At 64.8% G+C, this 18,315-nt stretch carries 15 protein-coding genes; 4 read left to right on the top strand and 11 right to left on the bottom strand.

Annotation, left to right across the window (positions count from 1 at the left end; translation table 11 throughout):
- Positions 1-117: 117 nt before the first annotated feature.
- From pheA to mtnA, 4 genes are all read right to left on the bottom strand, one after another.
- On the bottom strand, positions 118-1,212 hold the full coding sequence (pheA, locus tag ACYUME_RS07110; RefSeq protein ID WP_279882304.1) for a prephenate dehydratase: 1,095 nt from the start codon (positions 1,210-1,212) through the stop codon (positions 118-120).
- On the bottom strand, positions 1,212-2,297 hold the full coding sequence (gene serC / locus ACYUME_RS07105; protein WP_460418428.1) for a 3-phosphoserine/phosphohydroxythreonine transaminase: 1,086 nt from the start codon (positions 2,295-2,297) through the stop codon (positions 1,212-1,214). Before serC ends, pheA begins: the two co-directional genes overlap by 1 nt.
- 246 nt (positions 2,298-2,543) lie before the next feature.
- The gene (gene gyrA, locus ACYUME_RS07100; protein ID WP_460418427.1) at positions 2,544-5,306 is read right to left on the bottom strand and encodes a DNA gyrase subunit A; all 2,763 of its coding nucleotides are present in this window, start codon (positions 5,304-5,306) and stop codon (positions 2,544-2,546) included.
- A gap of 248 nt (positions 5,307-5,554) precedes the next feature.
- On the bottom strand, positions 5,555-6,631 hold the full coding sequence (gene mtnA, locus ACYUME_RS07095) for an S-methyl-5-thioribose-1-phosphate isomerase (RefSeq protein WP_460418426.1): 1,077 nt from the start codon (positions 6,629-6,631) through the stop codon (positions 5,555-5,557).
- A 111-nt stretch (positions 6,632-6,742) separates the two neighbouring features.
- Here mtnA and ACYUME_RS07090 point away from each other — a divergent pair, with 111 nt between their 5' ends.
- The 4 genes from ACYUME_RS07090 to ACYUME_RS07075 all read left to right on the top strand — a co-directional run bounded on the left by ACYUME_RS07090 (position 6,743) and on the right by ACYUME_RS07075 (position 10,378).
- The gene (locus ACYUME_RS07090) at positions 6,743-8,068 is read left to right on the top strand and encodes a TRZ/ATZ family hydrolase (RefSeq protein WP_279882296.1); all 1,326 of its coding nucleotides are present in this window, start codon (positions 6,743-6,745) and stop codon (positions 8,066-8,068) included.
- A gap of 63 nt (positions 8,069-8,131) precedes the next feature.
- On the top strand, positions 8,132-8,830 hold the full coding sequence (ubiG, locus tag ACYUME_RS07085) for a bifunctional 2-polyprenyl-6-hydroxyphenol methylase/3-demethylubiquinol 3-O-methyltransferase UbiG (protein WP_460418425.1): 699 nt from the start codon (positions 8,132-8,134) through the stop codon (positions 8,828-8,830).
- Between the two features lie 2 nt (positions 8,831-8,832).
- Positions 8,833-9,504 (top strand): N-acetylmuramic acid 6-phosphate phosphatase MupP, encoded by a 672-nt coding sequence (gene mupP / locus ACYUME_RS07080; protein ID WP_279882294.1) that lies wholly within the window; start codon positions 8,833-8,835, stop codon positions 9,502-9,504.
- Positions 9,505-9,637: 133 nt separating this feature from the next.
- Positions 9,638-10,378: a YciK family oxidoreductase gene (locus ACYUME_RS07075; protein WP_279882292.1), complete on the top strand. Its 741-nt coding sequence runs from the start codon at positions 9,638-9,640 to the stop codon at positions 10,376-10,378.
- A gap of 80 nt (positions 10,379-10,458) precedes the next feature.
- Here the strand turns inward: ACYUME_RS07075 and ACYUME_RS07070 are convergent, their stop codons facing one another.
- The 7 genes from ACYUME_RS07070 to ACYUME_RS07040 form a co-directional block, all read right to left on the bottom strand.
- A complete protein-coding gene (locus ACYUME_RS07070) occupies positions 10,459-11,244 on the bottom strand; it encodes a TenA family transcriptional regulator (RefSeq protein WP_279882290.1) in 786 nt (261 codons plus the stop codon).
- Positions 11,245-11,282: 38 nt separating this feature from the next.
- Positions 11,283-13,739, bottom strand: coding sequence for an EAL domain-containing protein (locus ACYUME_RS07065; protein WP_460418424.1), 2,457 nt, complete (start codon positions 13,737-13,739; stop codon positions 11,283-11,285).
- Between the two features lie 144 nt (positions 13,740-13,883).
- Entirely contained in the window at positions 13,884-15,716 is a 1,833-nt protein-coding gene (locus ACYUME_RS07060) for an ABC transporter ATP-binding protein (RefSeq protein WP_460418423.1), read from the bottom strand.
- Positions 15,709-16,341 (bottom strand): DsbA family protein, encoded by a 633-nt coding sequence (locus tag ACYUME_RS07055; RefSeq protein ID WP_460418422.1) that lies wholly within the window; start codon positions 16,339-16,341, stop codon positions 15,709-15,711. Before ACYUME_RS07055 ends, ACYUME_RS07060 begins: the two co-directional genes overlap by 8 nt.
- Positions 16,342-16,344: 3 nt before the next feature.
- Positions 16,345-17,277 carry an oxygen-dependent tRNA uridine(34) hydroxylase TrhO gene (gene trhO / locus ACYUME_RS07050; RefSeq protein ID WP_460418421.1) on the bottom strand — a complete coding sequence of 311 codons (933 nt, stop codon included), beginning with the start codon at positions 17,275-17,277 and terminating at the stop codon, positions 16,345-16,347.
- A gap of 205 nt (positions 17,278-17,482) precedes the next feature.
- Positions 17,483-17,779 carry a BolA family protein gene (locus ACYUME_RS07045; RefSeq protein WP_460418420.1) on the bottom strand — a complete coding sequence of 99 codons (297 nt, stop codon included), beginning with the start codon at positions 17,777-17,779 and terminating at the stop codon, positions 17,483-17,485.
- Positions 17,780-17,789: 10 nt separating this feature from the next.
- On the bottom strand, positions 17,790-18,311 hold the full coding sequence (locus tag ACYUME_RS07040; RefSeq protein ID WP_279882279.1) for a DUF2059 domain-containing protein: 522 nt from the start codon (positions 18,309-18,311) through the stop codon (positions 17,790-17,792).
- Positions 18,312-18,315: the final 4 nt, after the last annotated feature.

Below are 18,315 nucleotides of genomic sequence, written 5' to 3'. Positions count from 1 at the left end.
CCCATCGCGACGCAAGGCCGCTCCCACGGGACTCAGTACAGCTTCAAGGCCTGCACAATACCTGTGGGAGTGGCCTTGTGTCGCGATGGGGCGCGAAGCGGCCCCGGCGATCTCAAATCAAAGCACCGCCTTCGGATACGAACCCAGCACCTTCAGCGCCACAGCCTCCTGGCTGATCTGCTCCAGCACCGCCCTGATCAGCGGATCGCGGTGATGGCCGACGAAGTCGATGAAGAACACATAGGTCCACTTGCCACTGCGCGACGGCCGGGTCTCGATGCGCGTCAGGTCGATGCCGTTTTCGTGGAACGGCACCAGCAACTCGTGCAGGGCGCCCGGCTTGTTGCTCATGGAGACGATGATCGAAGTCTTGTCGTCGCCAGTCGGCGGCACTTCCTGGTTGCCGATCATGAGGAAACGCGTGGAGTTGTCCGGACGATCCTCGATCTTCTCCGCCAGGCGGGTCAAGCCATACAGGTTGGCCGCCATGTCGCCGGCGATCGCCGCCGAGTTCCACTCGCCCTTGACCCGCTTGGCCGCCTCGGCATTGCTCGATACCGCCACGCGCTCGACGTTCGGGTAGTGGGCGTCCAGCCATTTGCGGCACTGGGCCAGCGACTGGGCGTGGGAGTAGATGCGGGTAATGCTGTCGGTCTTGGTGTTCTCACCCACCAGCAGGTGGTGGTGAATGCGCAACTCGACCTCGCCGCAGATGACCATGTCGTGCTCGAGGAAGCTGTCCAGGGTGTGACTGACCGCACCCTCGGTGGAGTTCTCCACCGGCACCACGCCGAAGTTGACGGCACCGGCCGCCACTTCGCGGAACACCTCGTCGATGGCCGCCATCGGACGACTGACCACGGCGTGGCCGAAGTGCTTCATGGCCGCGGCCTGGGTGAAGGTCCCTTCCGGGCCGAGGTAGGCGACCTTCAACGGCTCTTCGAGCGCCAGGCACGACGACATGATCTCGCGGAACAGACGCGCCATCTCTTCGTTATCCAGCGGCCCGTTGTTGCGCTCCATGACGCGCTTGAGCACCGCAGCTTCACGCTCGGGGCGATAGAACACCGGCGCCTCGCCTTCGGCCAGCGACGCCGTCTTGACCTTGGCCACTTCCTGGGCGCACCGGGCGCGCTCGCTGATCAGCTCGAGGATCTTCTCGTCGAGACTGTCGATGCGCACGCGCAGTGCCTTGAGTTCCTGATCGGACATCATCCATGCTCCTTTTCGAATTCTTCCATGTAGTTGACCAACGCCTCGACGGCCTCCAGGCCCAGGGCGTTGTAGATCGAGGCCCGCATGCCGCCGACCGAGCGGTGCCCCTTGAGATTCAGCAGGCCACGGGCGTCGGCGCCGGCCAGGAAGGCCTTGTCCAGGCGCTCGTCGGCCAGACGGAACGGCACGTTCATCCACGAGCGAGCGTTGTGGCTGATCGGGTTGGTGTAGAACTCGCTGCCATCGATGAAACCGTACAGGCGGTCTTTCTTGGCGCGATTGCGCTGTTCCATGGCCTCGACGCCACCCTGCTCCTTGAGCCACTCGAAGACCAGGCCCGAGAGGTACCAGGAATAGGTAGCCGGGGTGTTGTACATCGAACCGTTGTCGGCCGAGACCTTGTAGTCGAGCATGGTCGGGCAGCTGCTGCGGGCATGACCCAGCAGGTCTTCACGCACGATCACCACCACCAGGCCGCTGGGGCCGATGTTCTTCTGCGCGCCGGCGTAGATCAGGCCGTACTGCGACACGTCGATCGGGCGGGAGAGGATGTCCGAGGACATGTCGACCACCAGCGGCACATCGCCGGTCTCGGGCACCCAGTCGAACTGCAGGCCGCCAATGGTCTCGTTGGACGCATAGTGGACGTAGGCCGCGTTCTTGGTCAGATTCCATTCGTTCTGACCCGGAATGGCCAGGTAGTCGTAAGGCTTGGCGCTGGCGGCGACGTTGACGCTGCCGAAGCGACGTGCTTCCTCGATGGCCTTCTTCGACCAGATGCCGGTCTCGACGTAGTCGGCGGTGCCGTTCTCCGGCAGCAGGTTCAGCGGAATCTCGGCGAACTGCTGGCTGGCGCCGCCCTGCAGGAACAGCACCTTGTAGTTGGAGGGGACGGACAGCAGGTCGCGCAGGTCCTGCTCGGCCTTTTCCGCGATGGCCACATAGTCGTCGCTGCGATGGCTCATTTCCATCACCGACAGGCCCTTGCCACGCCAGTCCAGCATCTCGGCCTGGGCACGCTGCAGGACAGCATCGGGAAGCGCGGCCGGGCCTGCGCAGAAGTTAAAGGCTCGTTTGCTCACATCCACTCTCGCTCTGCCAAATAGAACAAATCGTAACTCACAGACCCCATCGGCTCCTGTAGGAGCGGCCTTGTGTCGCGAAAGGGCTGCGCAGCAGCCCCCGGCATTTTGCAGCGCCGCCGAAACCCTGGGGCCGCTTCGCGCCCCTTTCGCGACACAAGGCCGCTCCTACAGAAAGCGGACGTTGCCTGTTCCAATCAGTCAAACGGGGCGACCTTGGTCGCCCCGTTCGGGTTGTTGCATCGGTTATTCCTGAGGTGCCTCTTCGGCGCCTGCGCCGTCCTCGTCCAACGCATCGAGCGGGGCGCCCTCCTCGTCCGTCTCGATGATGTCATCGAGCTCTTCCTCGGATGGCTCCTGGACCCGTTCGAGCCCCACCAACGTCTCGTCGGCGGCCAGCTTGATCAGCGTGACACCCTGGGTGTTACGGCTCAGGCTGGACACTTCACCGACCCGCGTGCGCACCAGCGTGCCCTGGTCGGAGATCAGCATGATCTCTTCGCCTTCCTGTACCTGGATGGCACCGATCAGCAGGCCATTGCGCCCCTTGGTGCCCATGGCGATCACGCCCTGGCCGCCACGACCGCGACGCGGGAACTTGGACAGCGGAGTACGCTTGCCGAAACCACGCTCGGAGGCGGTGAGGATCTGCGCGCCGGATTCCGGAATCAGCATGGAGATGATCTGCTGCCCTTTGCCCAGTTTCATGCCGCGCACACCACGGGCGTTACGGCCCATTTCGCGCACCACGCTCTCGGCGAAGCGGATCACCTTGCCGGCGTCGGAGAACATCATGACTTCCTTGGCGCCATCGGTGATGGCCGCGGCGATCAGGGTGTCGCCTTCCTTGAGCTTCAGGGCGATCAGGCCGTTGGAACGCGGACGGGCGAACTGCACCAGCGGGGTCTTCTTGACGGTACCGGAAGCGGTGGCCATGAAGATGTAGGCGCCCGTCGGCTCGGCAAGCCACTCAGGGGTATCGCCGTCTTCTTCGTCGATTTCCTCGACCTCGACCACTTCGCCTTCGATCACGGTGTCGTCCGCGTCCTCCAGCTCTTCGTCGGAGCCTGCGCTCTGCTGCAGGGCCTCCAGGTCGATCTGCAGCATGGCGGTGATGCGCTCACCCTCCTCCAGCGGCAGCAGGTTGACCAGCGGGCGGCCGCGGGCGGCGCGAGAGGCCTCGGGGATTTCGTAGGTCTTCTTCCAGTACACCTTGCCCTTGCTGGAGAACAGCAGCAGGGTGGCGTGGCTGTTGGCGACCAGCAGGTGCTCGATGTAGTCCTCGTCCTTGACCCCGGTCGCCGACTTGCCCTTGCCACCACGGCGCTGGGCCTGGTACGCGGACAACGGCTGGGTCTTGGCGTAACCACCGTGGGAGATGGTCACCACGCGCTCTTCTTCCGGGATCATGTCGCCGTAGTTGAGGTCGTGGCTGGCGTTGAGGATCTCGGTGCGACGCGCATCGCCGTACTCGGCACGGATCGCCTCGAGCTCTTCGCGGATCACTTCCATCAGGCGCTCGGCGCTGCTGAGGATGCGGATCAGTTCGCCGATCTGCTCGAGGATTTCCTGGTACTCGGCCAGCAGCTTCTCGTGCTCCAGGCCGGTCAGGCGGTGCAGGCGCAGCTCCAGGATCGCCTGGGCCTGTTCCGGCGACAGGTAGTACTTGCCATCGCGCAGGCCATACTGCTCCGGCAGGTCTTCCGGACGGCAGGATTCAGCGCCGGCACGCTCGACCATGACTTGCACGGCGCTGGACTCCCAGGCGGTGCTGATCAACGCCTCCTTGGCTTCGGACGGCGTCGGCGAAGCCTTGATCAGGGCGATGACCGGATCGATGTTGGACAGCGCGACCGCCTGGCCTTCGAGAATGTGGCCACGCTCGCGGGCCTTGCGCAGCTCGAACACGGTGCGACGGGTCACCACTTCGCGGCGGTGACGGACGAACGCCTCGAGCAGGTCCTTGAGGTTCAGCAGGCGCGGGCGACCGTCGATCAGGGCGACGATGTTGATGCCGAACACGCTTTGCAGCTGGGTCTGCTGATAGAGGTTGTTGAGCACCACCTCCGGCACCTCGCCGCGACGCAGCTCGATGACGATGCGCATGCCGTCCTTGTCGGACTCGTCGCGCAGCTCGGTGATGCCTTCGATCTTCTTCTCCTTGACCAGCTCGGCGATCTTCTCGATCAGACGTGCCTTGTTCAGCTGGTACGGGAGTTCGGTGACGACGATCTGCTGGCGGCCACCGACCTTGTCGATGTCCTCGATCTCGGAACGGGCGCGCATATAGATGCGGCCACGGCCGGTGCGATAGGCCTCGATGATGCCCTGACGACCGTTGATCAGGCCGGCGGTCGGGAAGTCCGGCCCCGGGATGAACTGCATCAGCTCATCGACCGTGATGTCGGAGTTGTCGATCAGCGCCAGGCAGCCATCGATCACTTCGCCGAGGTTGTGCGGCGGGATGTTGGTCGCCATGCCCACGGCGATACCGCTGGAACCGTTGACCAGCAGGTTGGGGATCTTGGTCGGCATGACCGCCGGGATCTGCTCGGTGCCGTCATAGTTCGGCACCCAGTCCACGGTTTCCTTGTGCAGGTCGGCCAGCAGCTCGTGGGCCAGCTTGGCCATGCGCACTTCGGTGTATCGCATGGCCGCGGCGTTGTCGCCGTCCACCGAACCGAAGTTGCCCTGGCCGTCGACCAGCAGGTAGCGCAGCGAGAATGGCTGGGCCATGCGCACGATGGTGTCGTACACGGCGGTGTCGCCGTGCGGGTGGTACTTACCGATCACGTCACCGACCACACGGGCGGATTTCTTGTACGGCTTGTTCCAGTCGTTGCCCAGTTCGCTCATCGCGTACAGCACGCGGCGATGCACGGGCTTCAAGCCGTCGCGCGCATCGGGCAGCGCTCGCCCGACAATCACGCTCATCGCGTAGTCGAGGTAAGACTGTCTCAGTTCGTCTTCGATATTGACCGGTAGGATTTCTTTGGCCAGTTCGCCCATGAGAAGCCTGATTCCTTTTTCTGGTGAAACTTCGCCTGATCCCTCGAAGGACGAACGAAGCTCGCCGCCGCAGCGCAAAGGGGGTGCGACGACTTACGACAAATCAATGAGTTGTGCCATGGATCTGCGCAATGAAGACCGCTGCAACGAGCAGTCTTGGAAACTGCCGGATGTTATCACAATCGCGGGCGGCATGGGAGATATGGCAGGTTGCCTTGCAGCGCCATGCGATTGCATGAAAAAACGCCTCAATGGAGGCGTTTTCGGCACATCAGCTGGGCGATCTTCGCCGTGTCCGGGCGCTCGACCACGCCCTTTTCGGTGACGATCACATCGATCAAGTCCGCCGGGGTCACATCGACCACGGGATTGTACGCCTCGACATCGGCCGTCACCTGGATGCCGGCCACCTCCAGCAACTCCTCCTCGCCACGGACTTCCAGCTCGATGTCCTCGCCCGTGGCCAGGTTCAGGTCGATGCTGCTGCTCGGCGCCACCACCATGAAGCGCAGGCCATGGTGCATGGCCGCCACCGCCATCTGGTAGGTACCGATCTTCGCCGCCACGTCGCCGTTGGCGGCGACACAGTCGGCACCGACCACCACCCAGGTGATGCCCTTGGTCTTCATCAGGTGCCCCATCGCCGCATCGGCGACCACGGTAACCGGCACGCCGTCGGCGGCCAGCTCCCAGGCGGTCAGGCGCGACCCCTGCAGCCAGGGGCGGGATTCGCAGGCATAGACCTGCTCGACCATGCCCTCCAGAGTGGCGGCGCGAATCACCCCCAGGGCGGTGCCGAAACCACCGCTGGCCAGGGCCCCGGCATTGCCATGAGTGAGCAAGGCCTGCTCGCTGCCCTGATGTCGGCGGATCTGCTCGACGCCGAACTGGGCCATGGTCAGGTTGGCCTCACGGTCGCTCTCGTGAATGGCCACCGCTTCGGCTTCCATCGCCGCCAGCACGTCTTCATCCGGGCGCAGGCGCAACAGACGCTCACGCATGCGGTTCAGCGCCCAGAACAGGTTGGCCGGGGTGGGCCGCGCCTCGCCCAGCAGCAGGAAGTCTTCCTCCAGCGCCTCTTCCCAGTCATCGCCTTCGGCCATGCGCCGGCGCAACGCGAGCACCAGGCCGTAGGCGGCACAGATGCCGATCGCCGAGGCGCCGCGCACGACCATCTCGCTGATCGCCTCGGCCACCTCGGCCACCTCGGTACAGCTCAACCAGCACTGCTCGAGCGGCAGCAGGCGCTGGTCGAGCAGATGCAACGCGCCATCGCGCCACTCGATACCCGTCACCGTTTCCGCTGCCATCAGTAGCTCGCGCATCGCCTCTCCCCGTCGCCCTGGCATCAAAAGCCGGCGATTATAGCGACCCTCAGCCACGGACGCTCGGGTATACTGCGGGTTTCGCCGATCCGACCCAGGTATATGCCACGCATGCCCACCGCCCCTCCCCTCCTCGACCTGCTGCTCGTGCCGGACTGGCTGGTCCCCGTGGAGCCGGCCGGCGTGGTGCTCGAAGGCCATGCGCTGGGCATCCGCGAGGGTCGGATCGCCTGGCTCGGGCCGCGCGAACGGGCGCCACAGGCCCTGGAAGTGCGGCAATTGCCCGATTGCCTGCTGACGCCCGGCCTGATCAACGCCCATGGTCACGCCGCCATGTCCCTGTTTCGCGGCCTGGCCGACGACCTGCCGTTGATGACCTGGCTCAAGGAACACATCTGGCCGGCCGAAGGCCGCTGGGTGGACGAAGCGTTCGTGCGCGACGGCACGGACCTGGCCATCGCCGAACAGCTCAAGGGCGGCATCACCTGCTTCGCCGACATGTACTTCTTCCCCCGCGAAGCCTGCGACCGCGTACACCGCAGCGGTATCCGCGCGCAAGTCGCCGTGCCGCTGCTGGACTTCGCCATCCCCGGCGCGCGCACCCCGGAAGAGGGCCTGCACCTGGCCATCGAGCTGTTCGGCGAGCTGCGCCATCATCCGCGCATCACCATCGCCCTCGGCCCGCACGCGCCGTACACGGTCGGCGATGCCACCCTGGAAAAGATCCGGGTAATTGCCGACCAGCTGGACGCGCCGCTGCACATGCACATCCACGAGACCGCCGGCGAAGTGGAACAGGCGCTCAAGGACAGCGGAGAACGACCACTGGCCCGCCTCGCCAGGCTCGGCCTGCTGGGACCGAACCTGCAGGCAGTACACATGACCCAGATCAGCGACGAAGATCTGGCGCTGCTGGTAGAAAGCAACACCAGCGTGATCCACTGCCCCGAATCCAACCTCAAGCTGGCCAGCGGCTTCTGCCCGGTGGAGCGGTTGTGGCAAGCCGGGGTAAACGTGGCGGTGGGCACCGACGGCGCCGCCAGCAACAATGACCTCGACCTGCTCGGCGAAACCCGCACCGCCGCGTTGCTGGCCAAGGCCGTCGCCGGCTCGGCCACCGCCCTGGACGCCCACCGGGCGCTGCGCATGGCCACGCTCAACGGTGCCCGCGCGCTCGGACTGGAGGCGACCATCGGCTCGCTCGAAGTGGACAAGGCCGCCGACCTGGTCGCCTTCGACCTGTCGGGACTGGCGCAGCAACCGGTGCACGATCCGGTCTCGCAACTGATCTACGCCACCGGCCGCGACTGCGTGAAGGATGTCTGGGTCGCCGGCCATGCCCTGGTGCGGGATCGCCGCCTGACCCGAATGGACGAACAGGCCCTGGCCGCCAACGCCCGTGCCTGGGGAGCCCGCGTCCGCGGGCACAACGATTGACCGGCCGGCAGCCACGGCTGCCGGCCTGTGACACATTCATAGAAGCTTCAGAGGACCGTTCAGATGAGCAACGTCGACCACGCCGAAATCGCCAAGTTCGAAGCACTGGCCCACCGTTGGTGGGACCGCGAAAGCGAGTTCAAGCCACTGCACGACATCAACCCGCTGCGGGTCAACTGGATCGACGAGCGCGTCGGCCTTGCCGGCAAGAAGGTGCTGGACGTCGGCTGCGGCGGCGGCATTCTCAGCGAGGCGATGGCCCAGCGTGGCGCCACCGTGACCGGCATCGACATGGGCGAGGCGCCGCTGGCGGTGGCCCAGCTGCACCAGCTGGAGTCCGGCGTGGCGGTGGAGTACCGGCAGATCACCGCCGAGGCCCTGGCCGAGGAAATGCCCGGGCAGTTCGACGTGGTCACCTGCCTGGAGATGCTCGAGCACGTTCCCGATCCGTCGTCGGTGATCCGCGCCTGCTACCGCATGGTCAAGCCGGGCGGCCAGGTGTTCTTCTCCACCATCAACCGCAACCCGAAGGCCTACCTGCTGGCCATCGTCGGCGCCGAGTACGTGCTCAAGATGCTGCCGCGCGGCACCCACGACTTCAAGAAGTTCATCCGCCCCTCCGAGCTGGGGGCCTGGAGCCGCGCCGCCGGCCTCGAGGTCAAGGACATCATCGGCCTGACCTACAACCCGCTGACCAAGCACTACAAGCTGTGCAACGACGTCGACGTCAACTACATGATCCAGACCCTGCGCGAGGAATGAGCATGCGCCTGCGAGCAGTACTCTTCGACATGGACGGTACCCTGCTGGACACGGCGCCGGACTTCATCGCCATCTGCCAGGCGATGCTCGCCGACCGCGGCCTGCCGGCCATCGACGACGCGCGCATCCGCGAGGTGATCTCCGGCGGCGCCCGCGCCATGGTCGCCGCCACCTTCGCCATGGCCCCCGAGGCCGACGGCTTCGAGGCCCTGCGCCTGGAATTCCTCGAGCGCTACCAGCGCGACTGCGCGGTGCACAGCAAGCTGTTCGACGGCATGCCGGAACTGTTGGCCGACATCGAGAAAGGCAACCTGCTGTGGGGCGTGGTCACCAACAAGCCGGTGCGTTTCGCCGAGCCGATCATGCAGCGCCTGGGCCTGGCCGAGCGCTCGGCCTTGCTGATCTGCCCGGACCACGTGAAGAACAGCAAGCCCGACCCCGAGCCGCTGATCCTGGCGTGCAAGACCCTCGACCTGGACCCGGCCAGCGTGCTGTTCGTCGGCGACGACCTGCGCGACATCGAGTCCGGTCGCGACGCCGGTACCCGCACCGCAGCGGTGCGCTATGGCTATATTCATCCAGAGGACAACCCCAACAACTGGGGCGCCGACGTGGTGGTGGACCACCCGCTGGAGCTGCGCAAGGTGATCGACAGCGCGCTGTGCGGTTGCTGATGGACCAACGGTAATTGGATACCCGTGGGAGCGGGCTTGCCCCGCGATGCCGCTCACCCAGGCAACGATGGTGCCGGTACTGACGTCATCGCGGGGCAAGCCCGCTCCCACGCTTAACTACAGGGAACTGGACATGTTCGACTACACCGCCCGTCCCGACCTGCTCAAGGGTCGGGTCATCCTGGTCACCGGCGCCGGCCGCGGCATCGGCGCCGCCGCCGCCAAGGCCTATGCCGCCCTGGGAGCCACCGTGCTGCTGCTGGGCAAGACCGAGGCCAACCTCAACGAGGTCTACGACCAGATCGAAGCCGCCGGTCATCCGCAGCCGGTGGTGATTCCGTTCAACCTGGAAACCGCCCTGCCCCACCAGTACGACGAACTCGCGGCGATGATCGAAGAACAGTTCGGGCGCCTCGACGGCCTGCTGAACAACGCCTCGATCATCGGCCCGCGCACGCCGCTGGAGCAGCTGTCGGGCGACAACTTCATGCGTGTGATGCATATCAACGTCAACGCCACCTTCATGCTCACCAGCACGTTGCTGCCACTGCTCAAGCTATCGGAGGATGCCTCGGTGGTGTTCACCTCCAGCAGCGTCGGACGCAAGGGCCGGGCTTACTGGGGCGCGTATGGGGTATCGAAGTTCGCCACCGAAGGGCTGATGCAGACCCTGGCGGACGAGCTGGAAGGCGTGGGGCCGGTGCGCTCGAACAGCATCAACCCGGGCGCTACGCGCACGGCAATGCGCGCCCAGGCGTATCCCGGCGAAAACCCGCAGAACAATCCGCTGCCGGAGGAGATCATGCCGGTCTACCTGTACCTGATGGGGCCGGACAGCAAGGATGTGAACGGGCAGGCGCTGAACGCGCAGTAAACCTTGATGGACATCGCGGGGCACGCCCGCTCCCACGCCACTGAAACGGTGTGTGGGAGCGGGCGTGCCCCGCGATGGTTTTAACCCGCCGCCAGCGCCGGGCGCGCGCGCCCTTGCTGGCGTCCTTCGAGCTGCATGCAACGTTCCAGGAACAGGAACATGCAGTCGTAGCTCTTGCAAATCGCCCGACGCAGCTCGGTGCGCAGCCCCAGCGTGGGCTTCTCACCCGCCAGGGTGCAGATGATCTCCAGTGCCTCCCAGGGGTGCGCATCATCGTACTGCGCATGCATCTTCAGCCACTTCATGGCCCGCTTGCGGGTGTCCTCGGGGAAGCCCTGGGCGTAGGTATCGTTCGCGCAGACCACCGCCGACCACTCGCCGGTCGCGCCTTCGATGGCATAGTTGGTAGCCGCCATGGCGATGGCCAGCGACTCGGTGGCGCATACCCGCCAGCACCAGTCGTTGAGGCCATTGAGCTCCGGCGGCACCTCCTGCGACTGCAACTCATGCAAGTGAATACCGTGGGCCTGGCACCAGTTCACCCAATAGTCGGCATGGTTGAGTTCGACGCGGATGTTGCGCATCAGCCAGCGTCGCGCCATGTCCTCGCCTGGGTGGCGGGCATAGCGGGTCTTGGTTAGGTTGTGGGCCATGTAGAGGGAGAACTGCTCGACCACCGGCCAGCCACCGATCAGGTACTGGCGGATGGTCGACTGCTTGAGCTGGCCGTCGCGCAGGCGCTGGTAGAACTCATGCTCCACCACCCGACGCTTGCTTTCGCGGCAATCCTCTATCAGTTGTTGGGCCCAATCCGGATAACTGGCCGGATCCATCAATGGTCCGATCCGTACGAACGCGTCGATCACTGTCAGCTCCTTGATTCCCTGTGATTTTCGGGCGTTGTTCAGCGAAAGGTCCCCGGCGCCCGGTGCAAGAGGGGCCTCGCGGCAATCCGTTGACGCTGCAGGCTGTCGCAGGTGAACACCTGCGGGCGCTCGATGAGATAGCCCTGGGCGTAGTCCACGCCGATCTCCTGCAAGGCCTGCTCGATCAATGGCGTTTCGACGAACTCGGCAATGGTCCGCTTGCCCATGACGTGGCCGATGTGATTGATCACCTCGACCATCGCCCGGTTGATCGGATCATCGAGCATGTCCTTGACGAAACTTCCGTCGATCTTCAGGAAGTCTACAGGCAAATGCTTCAAATAGGCGAATGACGACATTCCGGCGCAGAAGTCGTCGAGGGAGAATCTGCAGCCCAATCCTTTCAATTCATTGATGAATCGAATAGCGCTGCCCAGATTGGCGATCGCGCTGGTTTCGGTAATTTCGAAACAGATCAACCGTGGCGGGATATCGAACTCGCCAAACAGCCGCTGCAGGTACTCCAAGAACTTGTCATCGCCGATGCTGGAGCCGGAAAGATTGATCGCGCACATGGCCAAGGGGCCCTCCCGCCCCTCGTCCAGGCACTGACGGATCACCTGGAAGACACTGCGCACCACCCAACGGTCGAGGGCGGTCATCAAGCCATAGCGCTCCGCTGCGGGGATGAAACTGTCGGGCAGGATGGTGCGCCCGCTCTCGTCATGCAGGCGCAGCAGGATTTCGATATGCCCGGGGCCTTCATGGGGCTGCAACGGTGCGATTTCCTGGGCATAGAGGCAGAAGCGGTTTTCTTCCAGCGCCACATGCAGGCGCTGGATCCAGGCCATTTCGCCGAAGCGCATCGACAGCTCGCTGTCGTCCGCGTGGTACACCTGGACGCGATTGCGGCCTTTCTCCTTGGCCATGTAGCAGGCCATGTCCGCAGCCCTCAGGGAAGCCTCCAGGGTGTTGTGGGCCTGGGTCATATGCACCAGGCCGATGCTGACCGTGGTGACGAAAGGCCGTCCCTTCCAGACGAAATGCAGGCTTTGCACGGCCTGGCGCAACTGCTCGGCGATGCGCTCGGCCTGTTCCGAAGGGCAGTTCTCCAGCAACACGCCGAACTCGTCACCACCCAACCGGGCCAGTGTGTCGCCTTCGCGCAGGCCCGATTGCAGCACGGCGCAGATATGCCGCAACAGCTCATCGCCGGCCGCATGGCCACAGGTATCGTTGACCAGCTTGAACTGGTCGAGGTCGAGGAACATCAACGAGTGGCGCCCGGCCTGGCGAGCCAGGCCGTTGAGGGCCTGTTCGAGGCGGTATTCGAACTCGCGACGGTTGGCCAGCCCCGTCAGGGCGTCGTGGGTCGCCTGCCAGGACAGGTTGGCGATGTACTGGCGCTCCTGGGTCATGTCGTGAAGCACCACGACGATGCCACTGACCTGCCGCTCGGTGAGGATCGGCGACCCGACCAGATTGACCGACACCGTGCTGCCATCCAGGCGCTGGATCAGCCGCGCATGTTCGGCGCCCCCCTTGAGACTGCCACTGAGCACCTGTTCGACCAAGGTACGGCTATCGGCCTGGGCATTTTCATCGAGCAGGCTGAACAATGACGCCAAGAGCAGGCCCTGAGCCTGGGCCGCCTGCCAGTGAGTCAGTTGCTCGGCTGCCGGATTCATATAGGTGATGTAACCCTCGACGTCGGCGGTGATCACCGCATCGCCGATCGACGCCAGGGTGATCTGCGCCCGCTCCTTCTCTTCCTGCAGCGCGCTGGCGAAGGCCTGGCGCTGAGCCAGCAACTTGCTCGAACGCCGCCAGGCCATGGCGATGAGAAACAGCGCGGTAGCCAGGTTGGTGAGCATCAGCACTTTCAACAACATGCGCGAGCCTTCGCCCAGAGCATCGCTGAACGCCTTGGCCGCCGGCGTCACGCCATCGTTGATGGCAACGATACGCGCCCGCCAGCTGGCCATCTGTCGCGCATCGACGTTGCCGGCGGCAAACCCCTCGCGCATCTGGCCGGCAAGCACGTCCAGCTGGCGCAGGTAGTCGTCGCCGATGTCCCAGTAGTCGATGGCGGTCTCCATGTAGCTGACATGGCGGAAATTGCGGTAGAACCAAATGATCCGGGCAACGTCGTCGGGATGGTTGCCACCCTGCAGAATGCCCCGGCGCGCGGCTTCCAGATCTGGGACGGGGCGGTCCAGGGCCAAGCGCAGGTCATGGTCTCCCTGGGGCACGAGAATGGCCCGGCGATAACGCTCGTAGGTCTGTGGGTCGCGATCGGCCACGTAGAGGTTGAGGTAATAGATGGCGTCTTTCTGCGCCTTGGACCACAGGCTCTCGCCCGCGACATAGGCACGCATCGCGGACAGGGCGTAAAGGCTCAGGCTGCCCAACAGCACCTGGAACACCACAACGGCGACGAATGGCCAGATGATACCCAGCAACCTCGGCGCTTCGAGAGTCCGTTTTCCCTTCATGTAATCCCTGTCATGACGGCAGATAAGGCACAAATCGACCTAGACAAGCACAGCGTAGGCCATTTGCCATGAAGGAGCGACAAGCCGACGGCTTCAAGCGCCAAGAAAAACCTTCCGCTCGCGTGCCGCTTGCCGCTGCCTGTCTCAGGTCTGCTGCAGGTGCCCGTACAGCTTGGCGTACAAGCCGCCCTCGGCGATCAGTTGCTGATGGCCGCCATCCTCGGCGACGTGCCCGCCGTCGAACACCAGCACCCGGTCCGCCTGCTTCACCGCCGACAAGCGGTGGGCGATGATCAGCGTGGTGCGGCCACTGAGAAAACGGGCCAGGGCCTGGTGCAGGTTGTATTCGGTGGCGGCGTCCAGCGCCGAGGTCGCCTCGTCGAGGATGACCACCTTGGGTTCGGCCAGCACCATGCGGGCGATCGCCAGGCGCTGGCGCTGGCCGCCGGACAGGCGCACGCCGGAACGCCCGACGATGCTGTCGAGCCCCTGCGGCAGCGCGGCGATGGTGGCGTCCAGCTGGGCGATGCGCAGTGCCAGCCAGCAGGACTCGTCACTGCATTCACGGCCCATGGTCAGGTTGGCGCGCACGCTGTCGTTGAACAGCGACGGATGTTGCAACACCACCGCGACGTTTTCACGCAAGGTTTCCAGGCCGATCTCCTGCAGGCTGGCGCCACCGAAGCGGATGGTACCGGCCTGGGCGCCGTACAGCCCCAGCAGTAGTTGCACCAGGGTGCTCTTGCCGCCGCCGCTGGCGCCAACGATGGCCACCTTCTCACCCGGCGCGATGGACAGGTTCAGCTGGTCGAGCACCGGCTCATCGGCATAGGCGAAGCGCAGGTCACGGACCTCGATGCCAACCGTTTCGCGCCCGGCGAATGGGTCACTGGCGGCCGGGTACTGCGGTTCGTCGGCACGCGCCAGCAGCTCGTTCAGACGACTCAGCGCGCCACCCGCCGCGTAGTAGGCATATTGCAGGTTCAGCAACTGCTCCACCGGCCCGATCATGAACCACAGGTAGCTGAACACCGCCAGCATCTGACCGATCGACAAGTCGGAGAACAGCACCGTGAGCATCGCCGCGGCACGGAAGATGTCGATACCGAACTGGAACAGCAGGCCGCTGGCCCGGCCACTGGCATCGCTCTTCCACTGCGAGGCCACCGCATAGTCGCGCACCTCGCGAGCGCGCAGCCCCAGACGGCCGAGGAAGTAGCCCTGGCGGTTGCCGGCACGGATCTCCTGGATCGCGTCGAGGGTCTCGGTCAGTGCCTGAGTGAAGCGCGCGGTGCTGTCGTTCTCGAGCTTCTTCAGGTGCTTGACGCGCTTGCCCAACTGCACGGTGAAATAGATCACCAATGGGTTGAACAGCAGGATCAGCAGCGCCAGCTGCCAATGCATCCAGAGCAGGATGGCGGCGGTGCCGGTCAGCGTGAGCACGGCCACCAGGAAGCGGCTCAAGGTTTCGCCGACGAACTTGTCGAGCGTGTCCAGGTCGGTGACCAGGTGCGTGGTCACCGTGCCGCTGCCCAGGCTCTCGTACTCTTTCAGCGAGATGCGCTTGAGCCGCTCGATCAGGCGGATGCGCAGGCGATAGACGATGTCCTTGGCCAAGCCGGCGAACAGTTTGGCCTGGACCACGTTGAACGCCAGTGCCGCCAGGCGCAGGCCGAGGGTGGCGACCAGCATCAGGCCGATGTAGCCCGCGGCCACCTGCCAGCCCGTCGGCAGGAAGTTGTTCATCCACTTCAGCGCGGCGTCACCGTGGCCCAGCAGCACCTCGTCCACCAGCAACGGCAGCAGCAAGGGGATGGGCACGCTGCACAGCGCGGCGAGCACGGCCACCAGGTTGGCGGTCCACAGGGCTTTCCTGTGATGCAGGGCCAGACGGCGGATTTCCGCCCAGCTCAGGCGATCGGGCACGGCGGGAGACTTCCCTGGCACAGGGTCTGGCGACCCTGGCAGATCAAGCACAGGCGGCCTGCTGCAGCCAGCGGCCAAGCAAGGGCTGCAGGCTGTCCAGGGGCTGATAGCCGTTGGTCAGCAGCGCCAGTTGCCCATTGCGCTCGGCCAGCAACGTGGGGAAGCCGGCGATCCCCAAGTCCTGCACCCAGCCGAAATCGGCGCTGGTGGCGGCCCGGGTATCGTGGCTGGTGAAACGCTGCGAGAACGGCTCGCGGTCGAAACCGGCCTGCTCGGCCAGTTCCACCAGTTGCGGGGCGCGGGTGACATCCAGGCCCTGCTCGTAGAAAGACGTCTGGATCAGCTTGAGCAGGCGCCAGGCCCGTTGCTCGTCCAGCTCACGTGCCGCGACCAGGGCGCGGCACGCAGGCTCGGTGTCGTAGACGAAACCGTCGGGCATCGCGCCGCCGAAGCGAAACGGCTGCCCGGTGGCGTCATGCACGGCCTGCCAGTGCTCGAGGATGTACTTGCGGGTCGAGGCATCCAGGGCGCTGCCACCACTGCGCAGCCCCCCGGGCACCAGGCGGGTGGCGACCCCGGCTTCACGCGCCTGGGTGATCAGTGCCTCGGCCACCGGAGCGAAACCCCAGCACCAGGAGCACATCGGGTCCATCACATAGAGCAGGCGTGCGGACATGCATCAAGCCTCGGCTTTGTAGTTGTAACCGATCGGGTGCGGCTGGTTGCGCGCCTTGGCCAGCTCGATCTGCTTCTGGCGGTCGATGGCGCTGCGCCGGGTCTTCTCGCTCAGGGTATCCCAGCAATGCGGGCAGCTGACGCCTGGCGAATAGTGCTCCGACTCACGGTCCTTCGCATCGATCGGGTGGCGGCAGGCATGGCACTGGTCGTACTCGCCCTCGCTCAGGTCGTGACGCACGGTGACCCGATTGTCGAAGACGAAGCAGTCGCCGTCCCAGAGGCTTTCTTCCTGAGCTACCTCCTCGAAGTATTTCAGGATGCCGCCCTTAAGATGATAGACGGCTTCGAAGCCCTCGCCGAGCATGTAGCTGGAGGCCTTTTCGCAACGGATGCCACCGGTGCAGAACATCGCCACCTTCTTGTGCTTGCTCGGGTCGAAGTTGGCCTTGATGTAGTCGGGGAACTCGCGAAAGCTCTCGGTCTTCGGGTCGATGGCGCCCTTGAAGGTGCCGATGGCCACCTCATAGTCGTTGCGGGTATCGATCAGCAGAACTTCCGGATCGCTGATCAGGGCGTTCCAGTCTTTCGGCTCGACGTAGGTGCCGACCGCCTGGTTCGGGTCCACGCCCGGCACGCCAAGGGTGACGATCTCTTTCTTGAGCTTGACCTTGGTGCGGTAGAACGGCTGCTCGTCGCAGTACGACTCCTTGTGGTCGACATCCACCAGGCGCGGATCATTGCGCAGCCAGGCCAGCAGCGCGTCGATGCCTTCGCGGGTGGCCGAGACGGTGCCGTTGATGCCTTCGTTGGCCAGCAGCAAGGTGCCTTTGACGCCGTTGTCGAGCATGGCCTTGAGCAGCGGCTCGCGCAGTTCGACGTAGTCCTGCAGGGTGACGAACTTGTACAGCGCCGCCACGACGATCGGTTGGGTCATGAATCTGAAACTCCTGGTGGTTGCCCTCGTAAGGGGCGGACCGGGTTTGACATGAAAAAGCATGGGGGCGCCTTGCGCCCCTTTCGCGACACAAGGCCGCTCCTACAGGGGAATGCGTATTCCTGCAGGAGCGGCCTTGTGTCGCGAAAGGGCCGCAAAGCGGCCCCCGGATTTTGCGAGATTGTACCAGAACGACGGAAAGGATTCAGTGCCCGCCGCCGGCGCACACCGGCGAGGCCGGCGCCGCGCCGACCGCCGCCCATTCCTCGGGCGTGTAGGTGTGGATCGCCAGGGCATGGATCTGGCCCATCAGCTCACCCATGGTGGCGTAGACCTTCTGGTGGCGCTTGACGCTGTTCAACCCGGCGAACTGGGCGCTGACCAGCACCGCCTTGTAGTGCGTCTCCTGGCCACGGCTATGCATGTGGCTCTCGTTCAGCACTTCGAGGTGATCGGTGCCCAGCGGCGCCAGTTGCTGTTCGATGCGTTGCTGCATGCTCATCGCGTCGGGCTCACTTCTTCGCCGGGGCGGCCTTGCCGGCGCTCGGGTCGAGTTCCTTGGTCATGTCGTCAAGCAGCTTGTTGACCACCGGCACGGCGGGCTCGAGGCTCTGCTGGGTCAGCTGGGCCGACTGCTGGGTGACTTTCGGCATCTCGCGCAGGACCTTCTTGCCCAGCGGCGACTCGTAGAACTTGACCAGGTCGTTCAGCTCGGCCTCGGTGAAGGTCGCGGTGTACAGATCGACCATCTTCGGCTTGAGCTTCTTCCAGCCGATGGCGTTGTCCAGGGCGGCGTTGGCCTTGGCCTGGTAGCTGTCGAGCACGTTTTTCTTGGCCGCCGGCGCCTTGGTCTGCTCGAAGCGCTGGGCGAACATCTGCTGGACCTGCATGTACACCGGAGTGCCCAGCTTGTCGGCGTTGGCCAAGGTCAGGAATTTCTCGGCGGCGGCATTGTGGCCGGGAGTGGCTGCGAGTACCTGGCCGCTGGCGCAGACCAGGGCGACGGCGGCACAGAGGGCACGGAGACGGGTCATTGCA

Source organism: Pseudomonas sp. microsymbiont 2 (assembly GCF_054788395.1).
This window is presented reverse-complemented; position numbering and strand designations above follow the sequence as displayed.